Annotated in this window: 23 protein-coding genes; 9 read left to right on the top strand and 14 right to left on the bottom strand. The window is 73.0% G+C overall.

Annotated features, from left to right (window positions below; all coding sequences use genetic code 11):
- The first annotated feature begins 27 nt into the window (after positions 1-27).
- Positions 28-1002, top strand: a complete 975-nt coding sequence (locus tag ACWDN5_RS08235) for a quinone oxidoreductase family protein (protein ID WP_449675455.1) — start codon at positions 28-30, stop codon at positions 1000-1002.
- On the opposite strand, the gene ACWDN5_RS08240 is transcribed toward ACWDN5_RS08235, so the two are convergent.
- On the bottom strand, positions 983-1243 hold the full coding sequence (locus ACWDN5_RS08240; protein ID WP_449675457.1) for a hypothetical protein: 261 nt from the start codon (positions 1241-1243) through the stop codon (positions 983-985). The genes ACWDN5_RS08235 and ACWDN5_RS08240 overlap by 20 nt on opposite strands.
- A gap of 207 nt (positions 1244-1450) precedes the next feature.
- Here ACWDN5_RS08240 and ACWDN5_RS08245 point away from each other — a divergent pair, with 207 nt between their 5' ends.
- The 4 genes from ACWDN5_RS08245 to ACWDN5_RS08260 all read left to right on the top strand — a co-directional run bounded on the left by ACWDN5_RS08245 (position 1451) and on the right by ACWDN5_RS08260 (position 5869).
- Complete coding sequence (locus tag ACWDN5_RS08245; RefSeq protein ID WP_310969705.1) at positions 1451-2203, top strand: SDR family oxidoreductase; 753 nt, start codon at positions 1451-1453, stop codon at positions 2201-2203.
- Positions 2200-2970 (top strand): SDR family oxidoreductase, encoded by a 771-nt coding sequence (locus ACWDN5_RS08250; protein ID WP_449675459.1) that lies wholly within the window; start codon positions 2200-2202, stop codon positions 2968-2970. The genes ACWDN5_RS08245 and ACWDN5_RS08250 overlap by 4 nt, the downstream gene beginning before the upstream one ends.
- Positions 2967-4502 carry an acyl-CoA carboxylase subunit beta gene (locus ACWDN5_RS08255; RefSeq protein ID WP_449675461.1) on the top strand — a complete coding sequence of 512 codons (1536 nt, stop codon included), beginning with the start codon at positions 2967-2969 and terminating at the stop codon, positions 4500-4502. The genes ACWDN5_RS08250 and ACWDN5_RS08255 overlap by 4 nt, the downstream gene beginning before the upstream one ends.
- Before the next feature lie 122 nt (positions 4503-4624).
- On the top strand, positions 4625-5869 hold the full coding sequence (locus ACWDN5_RS08260; RefSeq protein ID WP_449675463.1) for a cellulose binding domain-containing protein: 1245 nt from the start codon (positions 4625-4627) through the stop codon (positions 5867-5869).
- Between the two features lie 12 nt (positions 5870-5881).
- Here ACWDN5_RS08260 and ACWDN5_RS08265 read toward each other — a convergent pair whose 3' ends face one another.
- Positions 5882-7456 (bottom strand): long-chain-fatty-acid--CoA ligase, encoded by a 1575-nt coding sequence (locus tag ACWDN5_RS08265; protein ID WP_449675465.1) that lies wholly within the window; start codon positions 7454-7456, stop codon positions 5882-5884.
- A gap of 174 nt (positions 7457-7630) precedes the next feature.
- Here ACWDN5_RS08265 and ACWDN5_RS08270 point away from each other — a divergent pair, with 174 nt between their 5' ends.
- A complete protein-coding gene (locus tag ACWDN5_RS08270) occupies positions 7631-8404 on the top strand; it encodes a maleylpyruvate isomerase family mycothiol-dependent enzyme (RefSeq protein WP_449675467.1) in 774 nt (257 codons plus the stop codon).
- Here the strand turns inward: ACWDN5_RS08270 and ACWDN5_RS08275 are convergent.
- Both ACWDN5_RS08275 and ACWDN5_RS08280 read right to left on the bottom strand, forming a co-directional pair.
- Complete coding sequence (locus ACWDN5_RS08275) at positions 8364-9074, bottom strand: alpha/beta fold hydrolase (RefSeq protein WP_449675469.1); 711 nt, start codon at positions 9072-9074, stop codon at positions 8364-8366. The genes ACWDN5_RS08270 and ACWDN5_RS08275 overlap by 41 nt on opposite strands.
- 11 nt (positions 9075-9085) lie before the next feature.
- Positions 9086-10261, bottom strand: coding sequence for an MFS transporter (locus ACWDN5_RS08280; RefSeq protein WP_449675470.1), 1176 nt, complete (start codon positions 10259-10261; stop codon positions 9086-9088).
- 83 nt (positions 10262-10344) lie between these two features.
- Here ACWDN5_RS08280 and ACWDN5_RS08285 point away from each other — a divergent pair, with 83 nt between their 5' ends.
- Complete coding sequence (locus tag ACWDN5_RS08285; RefSeq protein WP_449675472.1) at positions 10345-11238, top strand: LysR family transcriptional regulator; 894 nt, start codon at positions 10345-10347, stop codon at positions 11236-11238.
- Between the two features lie 4 nt (positions 11239-11242).
- On the opposite strand, the gene ACWDN5_RS08290 is transcribed toward ACWDN5_RS08285, so the two are convergent.
- Positions 11243-11815 carry a hypothetical protein gene (locus tag ACWDN5_RS08290; RefSeq protein ID WP_449675474.1) on the bottom strand — a complete coding sequence of 191 codons (573 nt, stop codon included), beginning with the start codon at positions 11813-11815 and terminating at the stop codon, positions 11243-11245.
- Between the two features lie 128 nt (positions 11816-11943).
- On the bottom strand, positions 11944-12612 hold the full coding sequence (locus ACWDN5_RS08295) for a TetR/AcrR family transcriptional regulator (RefSeq protein ID WP_310969716.1): 669 nt from the start codon (positions 12610-12612) through the stop codon (positions 11944-11946).
- A gap of 129 nt (positions 12613-12741) precedes the next feature.
- On the opposite strand from ACWDN5_RS08295, the gene ACWDN5_RS08300 reads away from it, so the two are divergent.
- A complete protein-coding gene (locus ACWDN5_RS08300) occupies positions 12742-13650 on the top strand; it encodes an SDR family NAD(P)-dependent oxidoreductase (protein ID WP_310969717.1) in 909 nt (302 codons plus the stop codon).
- A gap of 12 nt (positions 13651-13662) precedes the next feature.
- Here ACWDN5_RS08300 and ACWDN5_RS08305 read toward each other — a convergent pair whose 3' ends face one another.
- From ACWDN5_RS08305 to ACWDN5_RS08325, 5 genes are all read right to left on the bottom strand, one after another.
- On the bottom strand, positions 13663-14799 hold the full coding sequence (locus ACWDN5_RS08305) for a hypothetical protein (protein ID WP_449675477.1): 1137 nt from the start codon (positions 14797-14799) through the stop codon (positions 13663-13665).
- A gap of 394 nt (positions 14800-15193) precedes the next feature.
- Positions 15194-16369 carry a mandelate racemase/muconate lactonizing enzyme family protein gene (locus tag ACWDN5_RS08310; RefSeq protein WP_310969719.1) on the bottom strand — a complete coding sequence of 392 codons (1176 nt, stop codon included), beginning with the start codon at positions 16367-16369 and terminating at the stop codon, positions 15194-15196.
- A 1-nt stretch (position 16370) separates the two neighbouring features.
- The gene (locus ACWDN5_RS08315) at positions 16371-17198 is read right to left on the bottom strand and encodes a carbohydrate ABC transporter permease (protein WP_449675479.1); all 828 of its coding nucleotides are present in this window, start codon (positions 17196-17198) and stop codon (positions 16371-16373) included.
- On the bottom strand, positions 17198-18145 hold the full coding sequence (locus ACWDN5_RS08320) for a carbohydrate ABC transporter permease (protein ID WP_449675481.1): 948 nt from the start codon (positions 18143-18145) through the stop codon (positions 17198-17200). The genes ACWDN5_RS08315 and ACWDN5_RS08320 overlap by 1 nt, the downstream gene beginning before the upstream one ends.
- Before the next feature lie 5 nt (positions 18146-18150).
- On the bottom strand, positions 18151-19419 hold the full coding sequence (locus ACWDN5_RS08325) for an ABC transporter substrate-binding protein (protein WP_310969722.1): 1269 nt from the start codon (positions 19417-19419) through the stop codon (positions 18151-18153).
- Positions 19420-19570: 151 nt separating this feature from the next.
- Between ACWDN5_RS08325 and ACWDN5_RS08330 the strand changes: the two genes are divergently transcribed.
- Positions 19571-20329: a FadR/GntR family transcriptional regulator gene (locus ACWDN5_RS08330; protein ID WP_310969723.1), complete on the top strand. Its 759-nt coding sequence runs from the start codon at positions 19571-19573 to the stop codon at positions 20327-20329.
- A gap of 43 nt (positions 20330-20372) precedes the next feature.
- On the opposite strand, the gene ACWDN5_RS08335 is transcribed toward ACWDN5_RS08330, so the two are convergent.
- From ACWDN5_RS08335 to ACWDN5_RS08345, 3 genes are all read right to left on the bottom strand, one after another.
- Positions 20373-20750 (bottom strand): hypothetical protein, encoded by a 378-nt coding sequence (locus ACWDN5_RS08335; protein WP_310969724.1) that lies wholly within the window; start codon positions 20748-20750, stop codon positions 20373-20375.
- Positions 20751-20827: 77 nt separating this feature from the next.
- Complete coding sequence (locus ACWDN5_RS08340) at positions 20828-22018, bottom strand: glycosyltransferase (RefSeq protein WP_449675484.1); 1191 nt, start codon at positions 22016-22018, stop codon at positions 20828-20830.
- Complete coding sequence (locus ACWDN5_RS08345; protein WP_449675515.1) at positions 22015-23472, bottom strand: serine hydrolase domain-containing protein; 1458 nt, start codon at positions 23470-23472, stop codon at positions 22015-22017. Before ACWDN5_RS08345 ends, ACWDN5_RS08340 begins: the two co-directional genes overlap by 4 nt.
- Positions 23473-23474 lie beyond the last annotated feature (2 nt).

A 23474-nucleotide genomic window follows, 5' to 3' on the forward strand; every position in this document is an offset into this window, starting at 1 on the left:
TGCGCCCGGCCGCCGCACGATGGCCGCATGACGAACACCATGCAGGCGGTCACCATCCCCGAGTTCGGCCCGGCCGACGTCCTGCGGCTCGACGCCGTGGCGGTCCCGGAGCCCGGCCCGGGCGAGGTCTCGATCGACGTCGCCTACGCCGGCGCCAACTTCGCCGAGGTCCTCTACCGGCAGGGCGTCGTGGACGTCCCGCTGCCCTTCGTCCCCGGCATCGAGGTCGCCGGCCGGATCCGCGCGCTCGGCGAAGGCGTCACGGGCCGGTCGGTGGGGGAGCCGGTCGCCGCGTTGACGATCGTGGCGAGCGGGGGCTACGCCGAAGTCGTCACGACCTCCGCGGACCTCGTCGCGCCCCTGCCCGGGACCGACCTGGCGACGGCGGCCGCGGTGCCGTCCAACAGCACCACCGCGTTCCTCGTGCTGGAGCGGGTGGCCCGGCTCGCGCCCGGCGAGCGCGTGCTCGTGCACGCCGCCGCCGGCGGGGTCGGCAGCCAGCTGGGCCAGGTGGCCCGCCTGCTCGGGGCCGGCCGGGTGGCCGGCACCGTCGGGAGCGCCGCGAAGATCGCCGCCGCGAAGGCGTTCGGCTACGACGAGGTCGTCCTGCGCGACGAGGTCGCGGGCCTCGGCGAGTTCGACGTCGTGGTGGACGTGGTCGGCGGCCCGGCGCGCCGCGCGAGCCTGGACCGGCTGGCCCCGATGGGCCGCCTGGTGGTGATGGGCAACGCCTCGGGCGCCGCGGACGTCGGCATCCCGGCCAACGAACTGTGGTTCACCAACAAGACCGTGTCGGGCTTCAACCTCGCCGCGTTCACCGCCGTGGCACCGGAAACCGCGGGCCGGGCGCTGCGCCGGGCCGTGGCGGCCGTCGCGGACGGCACCCTGCGCGTCGACGTCGAGGCCCTGCCGCTGGCGGACGCGGTCACGGCCCACCGCCGCATCGAATCCGGGGCGACGACCGGCAAGCTCGTGCTCCGCGTCAGCGGCCCATCTGCTTGATCGGCTCGCCGATGTCGACGACCTGGCCGGCGGGCGGCGGCCGGATGTCCACCGGTGTGCCCCAGCCGCGGTAGCCGGTCGCGCCGGTGACCGGACGCAGCTTTGCGGACCCGGCGGCCGCCTGGGACACCAGGTCTTCGCTGCCGGGATCGGTGCCGACCCACTCCTTGCCGGGTATCCCCGCCGGGGCGTGGATGAAGGTTCGCCTGCCGAGCACGCGGATCTCACTGCCGCCGGTCACCATCGTGAGGTTGCACGTGCTGCCGTCGATGCTCAGCGCGCCGGGGGGTGTTCGTGGTACCGGAGCCGTCGGCGGGGCGCTGCCCCCGGACCGCGGTCGCAGGCGGCCAGTGTGACGTGTGTCCGCCTTGAGACCTCGGCCGCATCGCGCATAATGGCCCTGACCGACTGCTTGGTATGTGCCGGGCACCACAGCCGAAGGAGACCCGTGAACTCGTTCAAGGATCGCGTCGCGATCGTCACCGGGGCCAGCCGGGGCATCGGCCTCGGGATCGCGAAGACGCTCGTCGAGCGCGGCGCCAAGGTCTGCCTCACCGCGCGCAAGACCGACGCCCTCGAAGAGGCCGTCAGCTCGCTCGGCGGCCCGGACGTCGCCATGTTCGTGGCCGGCAAGTCCGACGACACCGACCACCAGGACGAGACGGTCGCCAAGACGATCGAGACCTTCGGCAGGCTCGACTACCTGGTCAACAACACCGGCATCAACCCCGTCTACGGCCCCACCCTGGACATCGACCCGGCCGCCGCGGCGAAGATCCTCGGCGTCAACGTGCTCGCGCCGCTGGCCTGGACCAAGCGCGCCCGCGACGCGTGGATGGGCGAGCACGGCGGCGCCGTCGTCAACGTCGCCTCCGTCGCCGGCCTCGGCGCTTCGCCGGGCATCGGCCTGTACGGCGTCAGCAAGGCCGCGCTGATCCGGCTGACCGTCGAACTCGGTGCCGAGCTCGGGCCGAAGATCCGGGTCAACGCCGTCGCGCCGGCCGTGGTCAAGACGAAGTTCGCGACCGCGCTCTACGAAGGCCGCGAGGAGGAGGTCGCCGCCGCGTACCCGATGAAGCGTCTCGGCGTGCCGTCGGACATCGCGGGCGCGGTGGCGTTCCTGCTGTCCGACGACGCGGGCTGGATCACCGGGCAGACCGTGGTCCTCGACGGCGGCGTGACCCTCGGCGGTGGCCTGTGACCGGCGTCGTCGTCACCGGGGGCGGCGGCGGTATCGGCGCGGCGCTGGCCCGCCGCTTCGCCGCCGACGGGGCCCGGGTCGTGGTGGCCGACCTCGACGGGGACAAGGCCGCGGAGGTGGCCGCCGAAGTCGGCGGGACGGCGTTCGCGGGCGACGTCGCGAGCCTCGACGGCGTCACGAAACTGATCGACAGCGCGCGCTCGGCGCTCGGCGAGATCGACGTCTTCTGCGCCAACGCGGGCATCGCGCCCTTCGGCGGCGCGGAAAGCGGTGAGGACGTGTGGGCGCGCACCTGGGACGTCAACGTCATGTCGCACGTCCGCGCGGCGAACCTGCTGCTGCCGGCGTGGCTCGAACGCGGCCAGGGGCACTTCATCGCGACGGTGTCCGCGGCCGGCCTGCTGACCAGCCTCGGTTCGGCGCCGTACTCGGTGACCAAGCACGGCGCGCTGGCGTTCGCGGAATGGCTGTCGGCGACCTACCGCCACCGCGGCATCACCGTGCAGGCGATCTGCCCGCAGGGTGTCCGCACGGCGATGCTGGAGAGCACCGGCACGGCGGGGCAGCTGCTGATGGGTGCCTCGGCGATCGAGCCGGAGCAGGTGGCGGACGCGCTGTTCGACGCGATGGCCGACCAGCGGTTCCTGGTGCTGCCGCACCCGGAGGTCGCGGGCTACTACGCGGCGCGCGCCACCGAGACCGACCGGTGGCTCGGCGGGATGAACAAGCTGCAGCGCAAGGTCGAAGAGGCCGTCGGAGAGCTGTGAGCTGGCAGCCCGAGGTCGACGAGATCGCCCGGCGGCGCGAGCTGGCCGAGCGCATGGGCGGGCCGGAGAAGGTGGCCCGCCAGCACGCCGCCGGGCGTTCGACGGTCCGCGAGCGCATCGCGGCACTGGCCGACCCGGGCAGCTTCGGCGAGATCGGGGCGCTGGCCGGTACCCGGTCCGAAGTGGACGGATTCACCCCGGCCAACTTCGTGGTCGGGACCGCCCGCCTCGACGGCCGCCGGGTGGCCCTCGGCGCGGACGACTTCACGATCCGGGGCGGCGCGGCGGACGCGGCGATCATGGAGAAGCAGGTCTACGCCGAGCGGCTGGCGAACGAGCTGGGGCTGCCGCTGGTCCGGCTGATCGAGGGCACCGGGGGCGGCGGCAGCGTCAAGATGCTGGAGCAGCACGGGTTCAGCTACGTCCCGGTCAACCCGGGCTGGGACGTGGTGGTGGACAACCTGTCCGCGGTCCCGGTCGTGTCGCTGTGCCTGGGCCCGGTGGCCGGGCTGGGCGCGGCGCGGGCGGTGATGTCGCACCTGTGCGTGCTGGTCGAGGGAACGGGTCAGCTGTTCGTCGCGGGACCGCCGGTGGTGAAGCACGCCACCGGCGAGGACCTGACCAAGGAGGAGCTCGGCGGCGCCGAGGTGCACCGGCGCAGCGGCGCGGTGGACCGGATCGTGCCGTCCGAGGCGGCCGCCTTCGCGGTGGCCAAGCAGTTCCTGTCGTATCTGCCGTCCTCCGTGGACTCTTTGCCGCCAGTGGTGTCCACTGTGGACCCGGTCGATCGCCGTGACGAGGCGCTGCTGTCGCTGGTGCCGCGCAACCGCCGTCACCCGTACCGCCTGCGGCCCCTGCTCGACGGCGTGTTCGACGAGGGATCGGTGTTCGACTACGCCGTTTCGGGCGGCTCGGCGTATGCGGGTCTGGCCCGCTTGGCGGGACACCCGGTGGGCGTGCTGGCCACCGACGCCTACCGCGGCGCGACGCTGACGCCCGAGGGCGCCGACGTGCTGACGCGGCTGGTGGACCTGTGCGAGACGTTCCACCTGCCGCTGGTGTCCTTGACCGACCAGGCGGGCATGGTGATCGGCGCGGCGGCGGAGCGGGCGGGCGCGATCCGCCACGGCGCCCGCGCGGTGACGGCGGTGTACCAGGCCCGCGTGCCGATGGCGGAGGTGATCGTCCGCCGGGTGTTCGGCGTGGGCGGAGCGGGCCAGGTGAACCGGCACCGCCTGGTCCGCCGCTGGGCCTGGCCCTCGGGGGACTGGGGCTCGCTGCCGGTGGAGGGCGGCATCGAGGCGGCCTACCGCGCGGAACTCGAGGCGGCCCCGGACCGCGAGGCGCGGATCGCGGAGATCCGGGCCCGGCTGGACGAGGTGCGCTCCCCGTTCCGCACGGCGGAGCGGTTTTCGGTGGAGGACGTGATCGACCCGCGGGAGACGCGCGCCCGGCTGTGCGACTGGGTGGTGGACGCCTACGCGGTGCTGCCGAAACTGGTGGGCCGGCTGTCGTTCGGGATGCGGCCCTGAGGGCTCCCGCTGAAAGTTACACCGGGCCGGAGCCCGCTGACCCGCACGATTCCGCGGCCGGTTGACAGGTTCGCCGCGCCGGTTCCAGCATCGGCCTGCTGACCGCCGGAAGGAGTCGCGTGATGATCAAGAAGGTCCTGGTGGCCGTGGCCGCCGCGGCGCTCGCGCTGGGAACCGGCGGGGTGGCCGCGAGTGCGCCCCTGCAGCCGGCTGCCGCCACCGCCGGCTGCGGGAAGGCGCCGACGCTGACCAGCGGCACCCGGACGATCCAGACCAGCGGGAAGAACCGCAACTACCTCCTGCGGATCCCCGACGGCTACGACCGCACCCACCCCTACCGGCTGATCTTCGGCTTCCATTGGCTGGGCGGCACCGCCACCGACGTCGACACGGGCCGGACCGTGCAGACCGGGGCCTGGGCTTACTACGGCCTACAGCGGCTCGCGAACAACAGCGCGATCTTCGTGGCGCCGCAAGGGTTCAACAACGGGTGGGCGAACTCCGGCGGCGAGGACGTCACGTTCACCGACGACATCATCCGGCAGGTCGAGGGTGACCTCTGCGTCGACACGACCCAGCTGTTCTCCGTGGGCTTCAGCTACGGCGCCGCCATGAGCTACTCGCTCGCCTGTTCCCGGGCGACGGTGTTCCGCGCGGTGGCCGTGCAGTCCGGTGGCGTGCTCAGCGGGTGCAGCGGCGGCACGCAGCCCATCGCCTATCTCGGCGTGCACGGGCTGCGGGACAACGTGCTCGGCATCGCGGGCGGCCGGTCGCTGCGGGACCGGTTCGTGGCCAACAACGGCTGCACCGCCCAGAACCCGCCCGAGCCGGCCCAGGGCAGCCTGACGCACCGGGTGACGAGCTACGCGGGCTGCCGGGCCGGGTACCCGGTGCAGTGGGCGGCCTTCGACGAGGGGCACATCGCCGCCCCGCAGGACGGCGCGACCGGCGACAGCGGCTCCCGGACCTGGGTGCCGGCGTTGGTGTGGCAGTTCTTCTCGCAGTTCGGTTCCACCACGCCGCCGCCCGACGACCCGCCGCCGGGCACCGGCGCCTGCCGGGTCGGCACCACGGTCAACGCGTGGAACACCGGCCTGACCGAGAACATCACCATCACGAACACCGGCTCGGCCGCGATCAGCGGCTGGTCGCTCGGGTTCACCCTGCCCGCCGGCCAGACCATCACCTCCGGCTGGAGCGCCACCTACTCGCCGTCGAGCGGGCAGGTCAGCGCCACCAACGTCGCCTACAACGCCGACCTCGCCGCCGGAGCGTCGATCACCATCGGCTTCCAGGCCAACCACACCGGCAACCCGGCTCCGGCCACCGCGTTCACCCTCAACGGCGCGGCCTGCACGGCCGGCTGACCGGCGCCGGGGTCACGCCTTCGTGGCGCGGAGGCGTGACCCCGCTTCGGTGTAGGCGATGGCCTTTCCGTCGCGTTCCCAGATCACGTCGGCGCACTCCACGCCCTCGGCGGACAGCTGCCGCTTGAGGACCTTGAACGTCGAGGTCCGCGGGAGTTCCCGGGCCGTGCGCACGTACCGGGGCACCTGCTTGGGCCCGAGATCGGCCTGGCCGGCGAGGAACCGGCCGAACTCCGCCGGGTCCAAGGGCCGCCCGTCGGTGACGATCGCGGCCATCACCTGGTCGCCGGTCACCGGGTCGGGGACCGCGTAGACGGCGGCGTCGGTGATCGCCGGGTGGCGCAGCAGGATCCGCTCGATCGGTGCCGTGCCGAGGTTTTCGCCGTCGACGCGCAGCCAGTCGCCGAGGCGGCCGGCGAAGTAGCAGAAGCCCTCGGCGTCGGCGTAGGCGAGGTCGCCGGTGTGGAACCGGCCGTCGCGCAGCCGTTCGGCGTCGGCCGCGGGATCGCGGTAGTAGCCGGCGAACCAGCCGGCGCCCGCGGTGTTGACCAGCTCGCCGACGGCGTCGGCGGCGTTGACCAGGTGACCGTCGGCGTCGAACTCGGCGGGCGGACACGGGCGGCCGGTGTCCGGGTGCAGGATGGCGACGTCGCCGGCCGGTCTGCCGAGCGAGCCGGGCGGCGTGTCGTCGGTGCGGGCGAACCCCACACCGCCCTCGGTGGAGCCGAAGGCGTCGACGACCTTGCAGCCGAAGCGGTTCTCGAACGCGGCCAGGTCGGCGCTCGCCCCTTCGTTGCCGTAGACGAGCCGCAGCGGGTTGTCGGCGTCGTCCGGACGTGGTGGGGTGGCGACCACATAGGACAGTGGCTTGCCGACGTAGTTGGCGTAGGTCGCGCCGAACTTCCGCACGTCGGGCAGGAAGCCGGAGGCGGAGAACCGCCGGCGCAGGGCGATGCCCGCGCCGGCCGCGAGCCCGACGGCCCACCCGGCCATGACGGCGTTGGAGTGGAACATCGGCATCGTGACGTAGACGGTGTCCGATGTGGACAACCGGAAGCGTTCGGCGAGCATGGCGCCGGGGAAGGCGATCTTGCCGTGGGTGCAGCGCACGGCCTTCGGATCGCCGCTGGTGCCGGAGGTGAAGATCAGCATCAGCAGGTCGTCCGCGGTCGCGGGGACCGGCTCGATCGGGTCGTCCGCCGGTGTCCAGGCCGCCAGGTCGCGCACGTCGAGGTCGAGGCCCGCCAGCAGGGGCCGGTACTTCGCTTCGGCGAGCACGAACTGGCAGTCGGCGAGCCGGACGTCCCGCGCGAGCGCGGCACCGCGCCGGGTGGGGTTGAGCCCGACCAGCACCGCCCCGGCGAAGGCGCAGGCGCCCAGGAGGAAGGAGAACTGCGGGACGTTGTCGGCCAGGATCCCGACGTGGGGCGGTTCGCCGGGGCGCAAGGCCTCACGAAGGCGGCCCGCCCAGCGCGCGGACGTCCGGACGTGCTCCGCCCACGACCAGGTTTCGTCCTCGAACCGCAGGCCCGGCCGCTCGTCGCCGGCGCGGGCCAGCAGCAGCTCGGTCACCGTCGGGACGCTCATCCGCGCACCTCCAGGCCAGTACGGTCAGAAGTGAAACACGTTCTACTTCTACCACGGGCCTGCCGCGGGGTCCACCACGCCGGTGACCTGCCTCGGTGGTGGTTGCCGCGACCCGGTCACCGGAGCTGTTGTGCTCGGCGGAACACCTGCGGCCCGTCGTGAGTTGTGCGTGGCATGACCCAACTCGTGGACCGCACGATCGCCGCCCTCCGTTCCGAGCACGACACGCTCGCCGACCTCGTCCGCGGCCTCACCGATGAACAGCTGGCCGCCCCCAGCGGGGCCGCCGAATGGACCGTCGCCCAAGTCCTCTCCCACCTCGGCAGCGGGGCGGAGATCGGCCGCGCGCCCCTCGCGCGGGCCGCCGGCGAGACCGTGGCCGCCGAAGAGAATCAGGCGATCTGGGCCCGCTGGGACGCCTCCGCCCCGCGCGCGCAGGCCGAAGGGTTCCTGGAGCACAACGCCCGCTGGCTCGAGACGGTCGAGGCGCTCACGCCCGAGCAGCGGTCCTCGCTGACCGTCGACCTCGGTTTCCTGCCCGAGCCCGTCCCGCTGGTGACCGCGCTGGGCCTGCGGCTCAACGAGGTGGCGAACCACTCGTGGGACGTGCGTGTCGCGTTCGACGAAACCGCCGGGGTGGCCGCCGGCTCGGCCGACGTCGTCGTCGAGCTGCTGGCCGGGCCCGTCGGGTTCATGCTGAACTTCCTCGCGAAGCCGGCCGAGCTCGCCGAGCCGGTGTCCGTCGCGGTGCCCGGCGCCGGCCTGGTGATCGACGACGCGGTCACCGTGGTGGACCACCTCGAAGGCCCGACGGCGACGTTCGACGGACCGGCGGAAGCGTTCGTCCGGCTGGTGAACGGCCGGCTCAAGGCGCCGTACGACAAGGGCGTCACCGTCGAGGGCCGGGTCACGCTCGACGAGCTGCGCCGGGTGTTCCCCGGCTTCTGAAGCTCTCGAGGAGGGCGGCCAGTTCGGCCGGGCGGCTGAGCGCGGCGCAGTGACCGGCGGTGATCTCGTCGGGCACGATGCCGAGCCGCTCGGCCGCCAGCCGGCGGACGAAGTCCGGTGGGAAGCAGCGGTCCTCGCGGCACAGCACGAAGCGGGTGGGCACGTCCGGCCACGCGGCCAGGGGCCACGGTTCCCGCATCGCCGTGGGGCAGGGGTGGGCGCGCTCCTTGCTCAGCGCTTCGTCGGCGAGGGCGCGCGGGACGTCGTGGTAGAAGCTGACGTACGGGTCGGCGTGGCCGGTGCGGCCCTCGTCGCGGGCCGCCTGGGCCTGCACGGCCTCGCCGCAGCCGGTGTTCCGGCTCCACTCTTCGGGCGGTTCGCCGGGTGCGGGGATCATGCCGGCCACCAGGACCAGCAGGCCGGCCGCGAGCCGGTCGGCGACCAGCGGGGCGGTGAAGCCGCCGAACGAGTGGCCGACGACGACCACGTCGGTCCGGTCGCCGATGCCCTCGACGACCGCGTCGGCGTAGTCGGTGAGCGTCGCCGTGTCGTCGTCGCCGGGCAGGTCCGGGGCGATCACCTCGTGGCCGCGGGCCCGCAGCTCGGCGGCGACCAGGTGCCAGGACCAGCCGACGTCGCCGCCGCCGTGGATCAGGACGTACGTGCTCATGGGACTGCCTTTCAGTGGTTTCGACGGCGCAGGGCGGGCCCGAGCGCCATTTGGACGGTGAACAGCGCGATCCCGCCGATCGCGCAGGCCGCGCCGAGGACGGTCGGGCCGGCCAGGTCGAGCAGTGCGGTCCCGGCCAGCGGGCCGAGCACCGCGCCGACGCTCCAGGTCGTCGAGGCGAGACCCAGGTAGCCGCCGCGGAGTTCGGCCGGCGCGAGGCTCGCGAAGGTGTCGCCGAACCGGACGGCGATCCCGATCTGGCCGAGCGTCCAGAGCACCACCGAGCCGGCGAAGGCGGCGGTGCTGTGGCCGACGGCGCCGAACCCGGCTCCGAGCCCGGCCAGGAGCATCGAGACGGCCGACACCGCGTGGGCGTTGCGGCCGGCGAGCAGCCGGACCGCCGGCGGCTGGAGGGCGACGACGGCGATCCCGTTCAGCGCCAGCACGCCGCCGTAGGCCGCGGGGCCGAGCCCGCCGGCCGCCATCAGCAGCGGCAACGTCGTGAACGTCTGCAGGAACAGCGTGAAGTAGCCGACGTGCAGCGCCAGCATCGCGAGCATCAACCGGTCGCGCAGCACGACGGGCAGCAGCGCCCGGCGCGTCCGCACCGAGCCCGGCGGACGGGTTTCCGGCACCTGGCGCCAGACGATCAGGGCCGCGGCCAGCGCGGTCAGGACGTTGATCCAGAACAGCAGCCCGTAGCCGTACCGGGCGAGGATCCCCGCGGTGACCGTGGCGACCGAGAAGCCGAGGTTGGCCGCCCAGTAGAGCATCCCGAACGCGCGGATCCGCTGGGACGCGGGGAGATCGGCGACCGCGGCCGACCCGGCCGGGCGGAACAGCTCGAGCGTCAGCCCGACGGCGACGGCGGCCGCCCAGATCGCGGGCAGTGAGTCCGCCGAGCCGAGCGCGGTGAGGGCCGCGGCGGCGCCCAGGAAGCCGGCCAGCATGGTGTTGCGCCGGCCGATCCGGTCGCCGAGCCAGCCGCCGAGCAGCTGGGAGCCGATGTCGCCGAGGCCGACCGCCGCGACCACCGTCCCGGCGCTCGCGGCGGAGAGGTGCTGCGCCTGCGTCAGGTACAGCACCAGGAACGATCGCACGACACCCCCGGCGCGGCCGACGAAGTGCGTGGCCGCCAGGGCCCAGACGAGTTTCGGGAGTCCGTGCCGGGTGTCTGTGGTCGTCATGGGAATCACGCTAGATCCGCGGAGACATCACGAAAAGCGATAAATTCCGATCGAATCGATCGCCATCGGCTATGTTAGGAGTTATGGCCGACTTCGAGCTGCGTCACCTGCGGACCATGGCCGCGATCGCCGAGGAAGGCACGTTCGGGCAGGCGGCCGCCCGGCTCGGCTACACGCAGTCCTCGGTGAGCCAGCAGATCGCCGCGCTGGAGAAGGCCGTCGGCGGCCCGGTGTTCGACCGGCCGGGCGGGCCGAGGCCGGTCCGGATCACGCGGCTCGGTGAGGTGGTCCTGGCGCACGGCCGCGAGCTGCTGGCGAAGGGCGAGGCGCTGACCGACGCCGTCGACCGGTTCCGGGCCGGCCACGGCCGCATCGACATCGGCACCTTCCAGAGCGTGTCGAACCTGATCCTGCCGTCCGTCATCCGCCGGCTGCTGGACGAGCACCCCGGCTGCGACATCCGGCTGTCCGACGTCACGCCGGACGACCCGCGGATCGGCGAGCTCGACCTGCTGTTCCACGACGGCCCGGTGTCCGGCGACGTCGAGCACGTCAAGCTATTCGACGAACCCTACCTGCTGGTGACGGGCGCGGCCGCGCTGCCGGACGGCCCGGTCCGGGTGAAGCGGCTCGACGACGTGCCGATGGTCGCCTGGCCGCCCACCCACCACCAGCGCTGGCTGGAGCGCACGTTCGCCCGCGCCGGCGCGCAGCCCCGGTTCGTGTTCCGCACGACGGGCCACGAAACGATCCTGTCGATGGTCCGGGCGGGCATCGGCTGGGCGGTGCTGCCGTGGCTGGCGCTGCACGGCCAGGACGCCTGGTCCGACGACCAGCTGAGCCTCCACCGGCTGACGCCGTCGCCGGAGCGCGAGCTGTCCCTGTACTGGCCGGCCGGGCGCACGGAGTCCCCGCTGGCGATCCGGACGCGCGAGATCGTGATCGAGGTGGCGGCGGAGCTGGCCGGGCGGATGTGACCCCTCAGAGGTGGATCAGCGCGCGGGCCGCCGCGGCGGCGTCGGTGAGCTTCGTGCCGGTGCCGGTGACGAAGTAGAGGCCGGACGGGGCGTTGCACTGGAGGGTCACGCTGAACCCGCCGGTGATCGGGCTCGAGCTGTAGTCGGAGCACAGCTGGCCGGTCCCCGCGTAGATCTGCGCGAGGGTGTGCGCTTCGTGGGCGGCGTCGGTGAGCTTGGTGCCCAGGCCCTGCCGGAAGGTGAGGCCGGAAGGGGCGGTGCACTGCAGGGTCACGCCGAAGCCGCCCAGCACGGAGCTGCTGCCGTTGGCGGAGCTGCACTTCAGGGCGGCGATGGCGGGATCCTGCACCAGGGAAGTGGCTTCGGCGGCTGCGTCGCTCAGCGTGGTGCCGAGACCGGCCACCACGCGGAAGGAGCTGCCGGTACAGGTCAGCGTCTGTTCGTAGCCCCCGAGGACGGCGCGGTTGGTGTAGGCGGAGCAGGAATCGGCCGCGTCGGCGACGGTGGGGGCGGCGACGGCCGAACCGACGGCGACGGCGAGGGTGCCGAGCGCTCCGAGGCAGCGACGCACGAACATGGCGGAACTCCTTTGCCGGGCCGGGCACCGCCGTGGTGCGGCGCGGGCGTTTCGTGGTCTACCACCCGGACGTGCGGAGGCTTCACGGCATTTGTGACGACAGGTCCGGACCAGGCGGGTCCGGCGGCTCAGCCGTTGCGGGCCATGGCGCCGGCGATCAGCAACGCCAGCCCGTGCTCCAGCGCCGGCGCCAGGTCCAGGTGCAGCGCGGCCAGTGCCGGGTCCGCTTCGTAGGCCGCGCGGGCGCTGGGTGACGGGCGGCAGTGCGTCCACAGCCCGCCGGTCAGGATCATGGCCAGGAGGCACACCGGTCCCGCCTCGGTACCGACCTCGGGGACGGACCGGCCGAGCAGCTCGGCCATTTCCTCCAGTCCGCCGAGGGCGGACCTCTTGAACCGCACCACGACGTCGGTGGACACGTTGTGCTCCAGCACCCCCGCCTGCGCGCCGATCAGGTCGCACAGCACCGTGCGGCGGGCCAGTGAACCGGCGACCACCGCCGCGAACGCTTCGGCGCGCTCCTGCGCCGGGCGGTCCGGGTCGACGCCTTCGGCCACTTCGCCGGCCACCTCGGCCAGCCAGTCCCGCAGGGCGCGGTCGAGCAGTTCGAGCAGCACGGCCTCGCGGGATTCGAAGTAGCGCAGCACGTTCGACTTGGCCAGGCCGACCCGGCGGCTGAGCTCGTTGAGGCTGACCTCGGCCACCGGCATCTCGTCGAGCATCTTCAGCGCCGTGTCGAGGATGGTGCGGCGCCGCTCCTCCCGCTGCTCCGCGCTGCGCGCCCGCTGGAACGTCATGAGATCAGCGTAACGCGCCCGCGGCCGGATTGGAGACCAGCAGTCTCTTGACAATAGACCGACGGTTCCTTAGCGTCGGAGTCATAAAAGACCGACGGTCCGCAAGGGCCGCGACGCAGGAGGACTGCCATGAGCGACACCTGGACCGAGCGCGACGTCCCCAGCCAGCGCGGCCGCGTGGCCGTGATCACCGGCGCCAACACCGGCCTCGGCTTCGACACGGCGAAGGTGCTGGCCGAGCGCGGCGCGACGGTGGTGCTCGCCGTCCGCGACGTCGAAAAGGGCAAGCAGGCGGCCGCCCGGCTCGGCGCGGATGCCGACGTCACCGTGCAGGCACTGGACCTGGCGTCGCAGGAGTCGATCCGGGCCGCGGCGGCCGATCTGCACGCCACGCTGCCGAAGATCGACCTGCTGATCAACAACGCCGGGGTGATGTACCCGCCGCGCCAGACCACCCGGGAGGGCTTCGAGCTGCAGTTCGGCACGAACCACCTCGGGCATTTCGCGCTGACCGGCCTGCTGCTGGACCTGCTGCTGCCGGTCGAGGGCTCCCGGGTTGTGACGGTCGCCAGCATCGCCCACCGCATCCGCGCCGGAATCCACTTCGACGACCTGCAGTGGGAGAACTCCTACGACCGCGTCGCGGCGTACGGGCAGGCCAAGCTGGCCAACCTGATGTTCGCCTACGAGCTGCAGCGCCGCCTCGCCCCGCACGGGACGACGACGTCGATCGCGGCGCACCCGGGCGTGGCCCGCACGGAGCTGATGCGCAACTCCCCGGCGGTGCTGCGCGCGCTCTTCCCGTTGGTGGCACCGCTGTTCACCCAGAGCTCCGAGCGCGGCGCCCTCCCGACGTTGCGCGCGGCCACGGACCCCGCAGCCCTGGGCGGCCAGTACTACGGCCCGGCCGGCCTCGGCGGCTACCGCGGGCGCCCGGAGGTGGTCGCTTCGAGCCCGCAGTCCTACGACGTCCGCACCCAGCAGCGGCTGTGGACGGTTTCGGAGGAGCTGACCGGCGTCAAGTTCCCGGTCGGCTGAGCGGCCTGCGCGTCACGACAGTCGTTCGGAGACGCCTTCGACGTAGCCGCGCATCTGTCCGGAGATACGCTTGCTCTTCTTGATGTCGTTCCACGTGTAGGGCGTGGCCCCGGCGCCGTGGTGGGCCGCTTGGAACTCCTTGGCCGCTTTGACCACGTTCGAGTGCCCGCCGTTGTAGGCGGCGAACACGAGTTTCTTGAACTCGTCGCCGGACGGGTGCGGGGCCGGCAGGGCGCCGACGAGCAAGTCGGCTTCGCGTCCGAGGTAGGCCGCGGTCAGTTTGATCGACTCGGCGGGCACCGTCCGGGGATCGGGCTTCGGCGGGATGGTCACCCCCTGCCCCGCGGCCCAGGTGATCGCCTCCGCAGCGGATCCGGTGGAGTGCTGCCCGAGGCCGGTGAAGGTCCCGGGATTCGGCACCTTCGTGGTGATGCCGGCCTTCTTGCGGGTGATCCCGGCGACGGTGGTGTTGGTCAGATCGCCGGTCTCCTGGCCGGTGATGGCCTTCACCTCGGCGGCGTGGAACGAACCGCCGGCGATCGCCTTGACCAGGGTGTCGACGTCCGCGGCCGTGAAATCCGCGTCGAACCGGTGGAACTCGGTGTCCTCGTCATCGAGTTTCTTCCGGTCGGCGAGGAACCTGCTCAGCGTCTTGAGGAACTCGGCCGCTTCGCCCGCGGCCGGCTTGTCGGCCTTGGCCGTCAAGCCTTTCAGATCCGACTTTTCGTCGGCGATGTCGGCATCGATGGTGCCGGGGAGCGCGGACGTTGCGGGCGTCGACGACCCGGCGAGGAGTTTGCGCAGCCCGGACCAGCGTGCCTGGAGCCGCCCGAGGGCCGCCGCGGTGGGGCTGGCCGGCTTCACGAGCTTCGCCCGCGCCGCGAGGATGCTGTCCCGCCGGGCGAGCTTCTTGCCCACACCGGCCCAGGTGTGGTCCAGATTCTGCGAGAACTCCTCCATCTGCAGGCTCCGGACGTCGGCGACGTCGGTCGTGGCGAAGCGTTGCAGGGCACGCGGTGCGAGCACACCGGCGATGGCGGCGTTGCCCGCGGCGCGCAGAAGCGCGATGCCCGCGAGCTCCTGCCCGGCACCTCCGCGGATGGCCCGGGTGCGCGGTGGCGTGCCGTGATCCTCTTCCCTGCAGTGCATGGGAACCACCTCTGCCACCGAGGCTCCCGCCGGCAGCTCGGGGGCACAACCGGAAGACGGGCAGGATGCTCCGCACCTTCAGGCAACCGGAAGGGCAGTATCGGGCAGTGTTCGATTCAGCGGCGACCGTTGCGGTGCTGAGCGGCGTACGCGTCAGTGCCGAGCGCGGCTTCGCGGCCACGGGCCGCGGCGATCGTGGCCGGGCCGAGGTCGTCGGCCCTGGAGCCGGTGGTGGGCTGGTCCCACCGCCACCCGACACTGCCGTGATCGAAGGGCCGACACGCGTGATGGCGAAGCCGACACGCGTGATTGGGGCGACGACACGGCCGCCGGCGCCGTGTCGACCCTTCAATCACGCGTGTCGACGCTTCGATCACGCGTGTCGGCCTTTCGATCACGGGAGCTCGACCGATGTTCGGTGGCCGTTGCCGGAGGCCGGGAGCAGGTGGTAGCCCGCGCGGTCCGGGCGGATGTGGGAGCCGCCGGATGACGGGTCCGGTAGCCGGTGCCCGGCGGCCGCGATCGCCGCCTCGTCGAGGTGGATGCCCAGGCCGGGGCCGTCGCCGAGGAGGAATGCCCCGTCGCCGACCTCCACGTCCAGGGTGATGCCCACCGGGGGGCGGAGGTCCTGCAGCTCGGTCACCAGGTGGTTGGGCACCGCCGTCGCCGCGTGGACCAGGCCGATCGGGGTCGTCCCGATCGGGCTGACCGGGAGGTCGTGGGCGTGGGCCAGGGCCGCCACCCGCAGGAAGTGGGTGACGCCCCAGCCCGCCGCCGTCTGGACGACGTCCACCGCTCCCGCCGCGATCAGGGGCCGGTGCTGTTCGAGCCCGGTGAGGTTCTCCCCGGTCGCCACCGAGGCGCGGATGCCGCGGCCGACCGCCGCGTGGCCGTCGACGTCCCAGCGCCGCACCGGCTCCTCGATCCAGGTCAGGTCGAGGGTCCGTTCCAGCTCGGCGACGTGCCGGACCGCCTGCTTGCGCGTCCAGTTCTCGTTGACGTCCAGCATCAGGCCCGGACGGCCGCCGCCGGCCTCGGCGAGGACGTCGCGGACCAGACCCAGACGGCGCCGGTCGCGGTCGATGTCCAAGCCGCCCTTGAGCTTCGCCGCGCGCAGGCCGTGGCCGGCGTACGTCCGGTACAGCGCGGCCAGCTCGTCGTCGTCCAAGGCGATGTCGAGGCCCGAAGCGTACGCGGGCACGCGCCGGTCCCGCCCGCCGAGCAGCCGCCAGAGCGGCTCGCCCGCCAGCTGCGCCTTGATGTCCCACAACGCCGTGTCGAACGCGCCGATGGTGCCGAACACCGCGCCGGCGTGCCCCGCCTTGAACGTCCGCCGCAGCATCCGGTCGTAGAGCGCCGTCACGCCGCGCGGGTCTTCGCCCTCGATCGCGGCGAAGACGGTCTCCGCCTGCACGTGTGAACCGAGCCCGACACCGGTGACACCCTCGTCCGTTTCGACGACCACGAGCGGCATCCGGACGAGACCGCCCGCGTGGACGCCGTTGGCGTCGCCGATCGGGCGGCCCCAGTCCTGAACGGTCGTGAGGGCCCGGAAAGCAGTGATGCGCATTTCATCCCTTCGTGGACCCGGCGGTGACCCCGTCGGCGATCTGGCGTTGCAGGAACAGGTAGACGAGCAGCACCGGCACCGCGGCGATCAGCACACCGGCGGCGAACGTCGGGATGTCGGCCGAGTACTGCCCGCGCAGCGCGGTCACCCCGACCATCAGCGTCCGGTGCTCCGCGGACGGCATCAGCAGCAGGGAGATCAGGACGTCGTTCCAGCAGAAGAGCGCGTTGAGCACCCCGACCGACAGCAGCGCCGGGGCCGCCAGCGGGAGCATGATCCGCCAGTAGACGCCGTAGAGGGTGGTGCCGTCGACGCGGGCGGCGTCGACGATCTCCGCCGGCACGGCCGAGTAGAAGCTGGTCATCAGGAAGACCGTGAACGGCAGGAACTGCGCCACGTACGCCAGCACCAGCCCCGGGTAGGTGTCGATGAGCCCGGTGCCCGCCATGATCCGGGCCAGCGGCACCATGATCACCTGGAACGGCACGAACAACGCGGCGAGGATGCCCAGGAAGACCACGGACGACCCGCGGAAGCGCAGGCGCCCCAGTGCGAAGCCGGCCATCGACCCGAGCAGCAGGAGCACCACGACCGAGCACGCCACGACCACGACCGAGTTGAGGAAGTACCGCGACATCCCCACGCTCGTCCACGCCCGGGCGATGTTGTCCCAGCGCAGCGACCCGGCGGGGGCGAACCGGTCGAGGGTGTACTCGCGGCGGTCCTTCATGGCGACGTTCGCGGTGAACACCAGCGGGTAGATCGTCGCCAGGGCCAGCGCGGCCATCGGGACGGCGGCGAGCCACCTGGTCAGCCGGGAACCGGACATCAGTCCTCCCTTCCGGCGCGGCGCAGGATGCCGATCTGGGCCAGGCCGACCACCAGCATGATCAGGAACAGCACCGTGGACGCCGCGGAGGCGAGCGCGGGCTGGTTCAGCTGTCCCTGCTGGATCCAGACGTAGTACTCGGGCAGGTAGGTGGAGCCCGCCGGGCCGCCGCTGGTCATCACGTACAGCAGCCCGAACATCGAGGTCAGCATCCCGATCATGGTGGTGACGAAGACGAACTGGATGGTCCGGGACAGGCCGGGGACGATCACGTGCCGGATGGTCTGCAGCAGCGACGCACCGTCCACTTTGGCCGCGTCCAGCAAGGAAGCGTCCAAAGTGGAGAATCCGGCCAGGAAGACGACCAGTGCCATGCCGAACGTCGCCCAGACGTGCACCCCGACGACGGCGAAGATCGCCACATCCGGGTTGCCGAGCCAGTCCACCGGGCCGAGACCGATCAGTCCGAGCAGGGCGTTGACCGGCCCGTCGAAGGCCAGCAGCAGGTTGAAGATCGCCCCGACGATCACCGGGGACAGCACGGCCGGGAAGAAGTACACGCCGCGGTAGACGCGGTGGCCCGGCACTTTCAGGTGGATGAAGGTGGCGAGCAGGCCGGGGATGGCGACGGCGACCGGCAGCAGCAGCACGAGCAGCCCGACGTTGCGCAGCGCGGTGCGGAACAGCGGGTCGGCGAACAGCGCCGCGTAGTTGTCGAAGCCGACCGCCGTGCCGTTGCGGTCGCCGTCCCCGGTGAAGGAGAAGTTGACGCCGAGCAGCAGCGGCCACAGCCGGAGCAGGAGGACGACCAGCACGGCCGGGGCGACGAGCACGAGCGGGGCGAACCGCTCGAGCCGCGTCCCGCGCGGGGCGCGCCGGGCCGGCGCGGGTCCTCCGGTGGTCCGGGCCGGAGCCCGGACCACCGGAGCGGGGGAGTACCCGGTCACGCTCCTCAGCCCTTGTCCGACGCGGCCAGCTGCGTCAGCACGTCGTCGACCCCGACCGACCCGCTCAGCAGCTGCTGCGAGAGCCGGCCCATCAGGTCGAGCGTCTTCGAGGAGAGGGCGACGTGCAGGGCGGGCTTGCCGTTCTTGACCTCCGCGACGATCTTCGCCACGGCCGGTCCGGCCGCCGAGACGTCGATCGAGGTGTCCGCGGCGATCGCGCCGCTGTCGGCGTAGAAGGACTTCAGGGCTTCGGTCGAGCTCAGCGACCGGACCAGGTCCGCGGCCAGCTTGGGGTCCTTGGTCCCCTTCGCGACCGCGTAGCCGATGCCGCCGTCGTACGGGAGGCTCGGCGTGGCGGCCGGGTTGACCTGCGGCGCGGTCATCACGCCGACCTTGTCCGCACCGAGGAACTCGGCGAAGTCCTTCCAGTGCCCGACGTCGGACATCAGGCCGATGACGTTCGCGGCCTTGCCGGACTGGAAGAGCGCGAAGGCGTCGTTGAACATCGCGGTGGAGTTGGCGCCGTCGGTGTTCAGGCCGGTGTCGCCGGCCTGCTTCCAGAGCTCGAAGATCCGTTTGACGTCCGGTGCGGTCCAGTCGCGCTTGCCGGCGATCCAGTCGGTGTACTCCTGCGGCGTCAGGCTCGCCGAACCCAGCGCCGACAGGAAGAACTGGATCCCGGCGCCTTCCTTATTGCCCAGCGCCAGGCACTTCGCGCCGGTCTTGGCCGAGATCGTGCCGCAGTCGCCGACGAACTGCTCCCAGGTCCGGGGCGGGGCGTCGGGGTTCAGCCCGGCCTTTTGGTACAGGTCCTTGTCGTAGTACACCGGGTGGCCCTGCAGGGTGACCGGCTCGGCGTAGACCTTGCCGTCCTTGGCGAAGGCGTCCCAGCCGCTCAGGCGCGACCGGTCGTCGGTGACGTAGGAGTCCAGCGGGACGAGGTCGCCGACCCGGTCGCGGATCTGGCCGCCGCCGTTGAAGAGCATGACGTCCGGCCCGCGCTTGGCCTGGATCGCCGCGCCGAGCAGGGTGTAGTACTGGTCGTAGGGCTGGGCCACGAACTCGACGGTGACGCCGGGGTGCTGCTTGGCGAAGTCGGCCTTGGCCTTCGCGACGTACCCCGCGGCCTTGGCGTCGCCGGATTTCCAGTCCCAGACCACGAGCTTGCCGCTCGCGTCGCCGGACGGGGCGGCCGGGCCGGCGGCACTTCCGCACCCGGCGGTCAACGTCAACGCCGCGGCCAGGGCGGCCGAGAATAGTGTGCGCTGCTTCATCGCTGCTCACTTCTCCAGACGGTGGCCGGACGGGGAGTGGCCCGGCACGGTGCGGCAAAACGTAACTCGTATGACGTATGACGTCAACGGGCGCGCTGTGTAAGCTTCACCTGCGTACGGCGGAGGTCGGCGCAGTGCGACCGGAGGAACGATGACGGCATCAGACCGGCAACCCGCCGCCCCCGAGTGGGTGCGCCGCCCCGCGAACCTGGCGAGCGCGGTCACCGCCGAACTCGTGGGCCGCGTGGTGCGCGGGATCCACCCGCCCGGCACGTCGCTGCCGGCCGAACCGGTGCTGTGCGAGAGCTTCTCGGTGAGCCGGACCGTCGTCCGCGAGGCGGTGAAGCTGCTGCAGGCGAAGGGCCTGGTCCAGGTCCGCCAGGGCGCGGGCACGGTGGTGAACCCGGCGTCGATGTGGAACATGCTCGACGAACTCGTGCTGGCCGCGGTGATCGCCGAGGACGAGACTTCGGCCGTCCTCGACGACCTGGTGGTGACGCGCCGCCTGCTCGAATCGGACATGGCGCAGGTCGCCGCGCGGACCGCCGGCCCGGAGGTGGTCGCCCGGCTGGGCGAGCTGGTGGACCTCATGGACGAGCTCGTCGACGACCCCGCCGCCTACCGCGAGCAGGACCTCGCCTTCCACGACACGATCATGCAGGTCTCGGGCAACCGGCTGGCACGGGGTGTGGTGCGGGCGCTGGAGAGCCAGGTCGTGAACACGGCCCGGTACGTGGGGCCGAGCGAGCGGGCTCTGTGCGTGGCGTCGAACAAGGGGCACCGGCGCGTCTACGAACGGATCGCGGCCGGGGATGGGGACGGCGCGGCGCAGGCGATGTTCGACCACATCACCGAGGCGTGGCTGGCGCGCCGTCCCGAATCCGGGGATCCCGGCCGCTTGGAGCGCTGACCGCCGGAGGATTCCCTTGTGGACGGTCAACTTCCGCTGAGGCTCAGGCGTTCAGCCAGTTCGAGCACTGCCAATTGGGTGTCTTCTGGCAGACGCGGAAGATGGTCACCGGGTTGGCCGAGGTGCCCGGGACCTTGGCGCTGCAGCCCGAGCTGCTGCCGTTGGCGTCGTCCACGCCGCTCCCGCCGCCGCTGCGGGTGCGCCACTCCGTGCGGAAGCCGTAGCCGTCGCCGAACGTGTCGCAGGCGTACACGCGGGTGTGGCCGTTCGTCACGCCTCCGTAGCCGCAGCGGATCGCGCCCTGGTAGCTGCAGTTGACGATGTCGGCGTACGCGTCGTGCGCCGACGCGGCCGGGGCCACGGCGACGGTCCCGACGGCGGCGAGCAACGCCGCTCCGGCAAGGGTCAGTAGTTTCGGCACGCTTCCTCCTGCTGTCGGCAACAGTGCGTACCGTCCACTCCGGACGTTCCCGGCCGGTTGAGGCCGGAACCCGGGAATCACCCGTTCGGCCGCACCGCGCCGAGCTCGTCGAGCAGCAACCGGGCTGCCGCCTTGGCCCCGTCGGTGCGGATCCGAGCTCCTAAGGCCGCCGCTCGGGCGCGGGTCTCCGGGGCCAGCGCCGTGTCGAACGCCGCGGCGAGGGACTCGGCCGTCGGGTCCTCGAGGGCCGTGCCGACCCCGTGCGCCGCCACCCGGCTCGCCCAGTACGGGTTGTCCGCCAGCCGGATCGGGACCACCACCTGCGGCACCCCCGCCCGGGCCGCCGTCTGCGTCGTGCCCGCGCCGCCGTGGTGGACCACCGCCGCCAGCCGGCCGAACAGGCGCTGGTGGCTGACGTCGCCGACGGCGAAACAACCGTCCACGGCCAGGTCGGCCCAGCCGCGCGAGACGAGCACCCGGTACCCGCGGGCCCGGCTGGCCGCCACCGACCAGCGGGCGACCTCCGGTGCCGGGGTGATGCTGCCGAAGCCCACGTAGACCGGCGGCGGCCCGGCCGCCAGGAACTCCTCCAGCCCGGCCGGCAGCGGCCGCTCGTCCGGCAACGTCCACGCGCCGGTCTGGACCACTTCGAGGTCCGGGGTGGCCGCCCCGAGCACCGGGTCCGCCGCCAGCCACGGCCGGTCCGAGTAGACGTGGTCGCGGACGCCGGCCACCGGCGGCAGGCCCAGCGCGGCCCGGTGGGTGTCGAGCGGCTCGCGGAACTGCGCGTCGACCCGCCGGGCGTCCAAGGCCCACCGCGCCGGGTTGTCCAGCCCCGGCGGCTCCGGCCAGCCCGGCCGCGGCGGCGGCGCGTGGTGCGGTGACGGCAGGTTGACCGCCGAATACGTCACGTAGACGTAGCGGCGGCCCGCGGCTTCGGCCACCGACCGCGCGGCGACCTGTGCCAAGCCGGCCGCCACCAGCGCGGCGCAGTCCTCGGCCGCCTCGGGCAGAACGGCGAACTGCGTCTCGAGCAGCTCGGCGCGGTACCGGGTCAGTTCCGCGGGGGTTGCGCCCATCAACGCCCGCACCGGCGGCCCGATCGGCACCTGCTCGATCCCGAGACCGGCCAGCCGGTCCGCGAACTCCTCGTCCGGCGGGGTGCCCATCCGCACGTCCGCGCCGAGCGCCCGGAGCTCGACCGCGAGGGCCACCAGCGGTTCGACGTCGCCGCGCGTGCCGTACGTCGACAGCAGGACCCGCGTCACCGCGGTGTCCCGGCGTAGAAGCCGACCGGCATCGTGACGTCGGCACTCGCCGCCCCGCACTCCAGCATCCACAGCGCCGCCGCCGGGCCCAGCTCCCGGCCCAGCGCCCCGAGCGCGGCCGGGTCCGGCGCCACCGCGCGGGCCTGCTCCACGCCGCGCCCGAACGCGTCGGCGTCCCAGCCCTCGGTGTCTCCCTCGCCCAGGGAACGCGCGCCGGCGGTCAGCGCCGTCACCGGCAGCGGGCCGGGCACGCCGAGCAGGCCGTGGGTGCGTTCGCCGACCAGGACGCCCATCCAGTGCGAGCTCTCCGGCGTGGGCCGGGGACCGGTCCACCGCGGCCGCCCGTCCATGTCCGGGAGCTTCGCCGGCGCGCCGGACACCGCCCAGCGGCCCGCCCACTCGACGGCCAGCCCGGGCGCGCTGCGCGTCGCGGGGTTGTGGAACCGGGCCATGTCCCACCGGTTGCCCACCGCGACCGCGGCGAGGTCGCGGTGCGGCCAGACCCGCGCTTCCCACCAGAAGCCCCACGGGAACGCCGCGGTGTGCCCCCACCACCAGTCCTCGCCCAGCGCCGGATCGGCGAGTTCGAGGGTCAGGCCGGAGAACGAGCGGACGCCGTGCGGGCTCGGGCGCTCGACCCGCGGCGCCACCATGGCCGCGAGCGAGTCCGGTCCGACCAGCCCGCGGTCGCCCCGGGCGGTGCGCAGCAGGGATTGCAGCAGCCGCGCGAAATCGGCGGCACTGGTGTGCATCCCGACGCCGGGGGAGGCCGCGGTGCGCAGCGGCGGGCTCGGCACGCACCAGTCGCCGAACGCCGCGTACCCGGTGGCGCCGCCGGGGTTCCCCTCGCCGACGCTCGTGTCGGCCATCCCGGCCGGCGCGAACACTTCCCGGGCGACGCGGGCGGCGTACGGCTCACCGGCCAGGTGCTCGACGACCCCGCCGAGCACGCCGACGCCGAAGCTGGAGTACGAATAGGACCCCGGCGCCGTCACCAGCGGCCGCGTCCCGCCGTACTCGACGGCGCGGCCGGTCTCGTGCCGGCGCCGGACGTAGCCGAGGATCGGCTCGGCCGGTGCGGTCGGCGCGACCGCGGTGACGATGTCGCTGGTGTAGCCGCCCTGGTGGGCGGCCAGCATGGCGGTGGTGGCGGGCGCCGCGCCGGGACCGCGCAGTCCCGCGGGCAGCACCTGGTCGACCGGCGTGTCCAGCCCGGCCAGCCCCGCCTCGACGAGCTGCAGGAACGCCAGGCCGGTGACGGGTTTGGTGAGCGAGCCCGCCGGCGCGACCGTCCCGGCGGTCATCGGCGTGCGTGCGGCCAGGTCCGCGAACCCGGTCGCGGCCGTCCGCAGGTCGTCGCTGGTCGCCACCGCGACGGCGACGCCGGGCGTGCCGGTGACCGCGGCCAGCCGGGGCAGGACGGTGTCCAGCGCCGCCATCACGTCGTCGAGCATGC

This window comes from Amycolatopsis sp. NPDC003731 (genome assembly GCF_053586895.1).

Bases quoted from the DNA above. Each gene is read 5' to 3' on its own strand.
- ACWDN5_RS08300 (WP_310969717.1), top strand. From the start codon at position 12,742: ATGAGCGACACCTGGACCGAGCGCGACGTCCCCAGCCAGCGCGGCCGC.
- ACWDN5_RS08310 (WP_310969719.1), bottom strand. From the start codon at position 16,369: ATGCGCATCACTGCTTTCCGGGCCCTCACGACCGTTCAGGACTGGGGC.
- ACWDN5_RS08280 (WP_449675470.1), bottom strand. From the start codon at position 10,261: ATGACGACCACAGACACCCGGCACGGACTCCCGAAACTCGTCTGGGCC.
- ACWDN5_RS08330 (WP_310969723.1), top strand. From the start codon at position 19,571: ATGACGGCATCAGACCGGCAACCCGCCGCCCCCGAGTGGGTGCGCCGC.
- ACWDN5_RS08290 (WP_449675474.1), bottom strand. From the start codon at position 11,815: ATGTTCGTGCGTCGCTGCCTCGGAGCGCTCGGCACCCTCGCCGTCGCC.
- ACWDN5_RS08265 (WP_449675465.1), bottom strand. From the start codon at position 7,456: ATGAGCGTCCCGACGGTGACCGAGCTGCTGCTGGCCCGCGCCGGCGAC.
- ACWDN5_RS08270 (WP_449675467.1), top strand. From the start codon at position 7,631: ATGACCCAACTCGTGGACCGCACGATCGCCGCCCTCCGTTCCGAGCAC.
- ACWDN5_RS08235 (WP_449675455.1), top strand. From the start codon at position 28: ATGACGAACACCATGCAGGCGGTCACCATCCCCGAGTTCGGCCCGGCC.
- ACWDN5_RS08295 (WP_310969716.1), bottom strand. From the start codon at position 12,612: ATGACGTTCCAGCGGGCGCGCAGCGCGGAGCAGCGGGAGGAGCGGCGC.
- ACWDN5_RS08275 (WP_449675469.1), bottom strand. From the start codon at position 9,074: ATGAGCACGTACGTCCTGATCCACGGCGGCGGCGACGTCGGCTGGTCC.
- ACWDN5_RS08315 (WP_449675479.1), bottom strand. From the start codon at position 17,198: ATGTCCGGTTCCCGGCTGACCAGGTGGCTCGCCGCCGTCCCGATGGCC.
- ACWDN5_RS08305 (WP_449675477.1), bottom strand. From the start codon at position 14,799: ATGCACTGCAGGGAAGAGGATCACGGCACGCCACCGCGCACCCGGGCC.
- ACWDN5_RS08260 (WP_449675463.1), top strand. From the start codon at position 4,625: ATGATCAAGAAGGTCCTGGTGGCCGTGGCCGCCGCGGCGCTCGCGCTG.
- ACWDN5_RS08345 (WP_449675515.1), bottom strand. From the start codon at position 23,472: ATGCTCGACGACGTGATGGCGGCGCTGGACACCGTCCTGCCCCGGCTG.
- ACWDN5_RS08325 (WP_310969722.1), bottom strand. From the start codon at position 19,419: ATGAAGCAGCGCACACTATTCTCGGCCGCCCTGGCCGCGGCGTTGACG.
- ACWDN5_RS08285 (WP_449675472.1), top strand. From the start codon at position 10,345: ATGGCCGACTTCGAGCTGCGTCACCTGCGGACCATGGCCGCGATCGCC.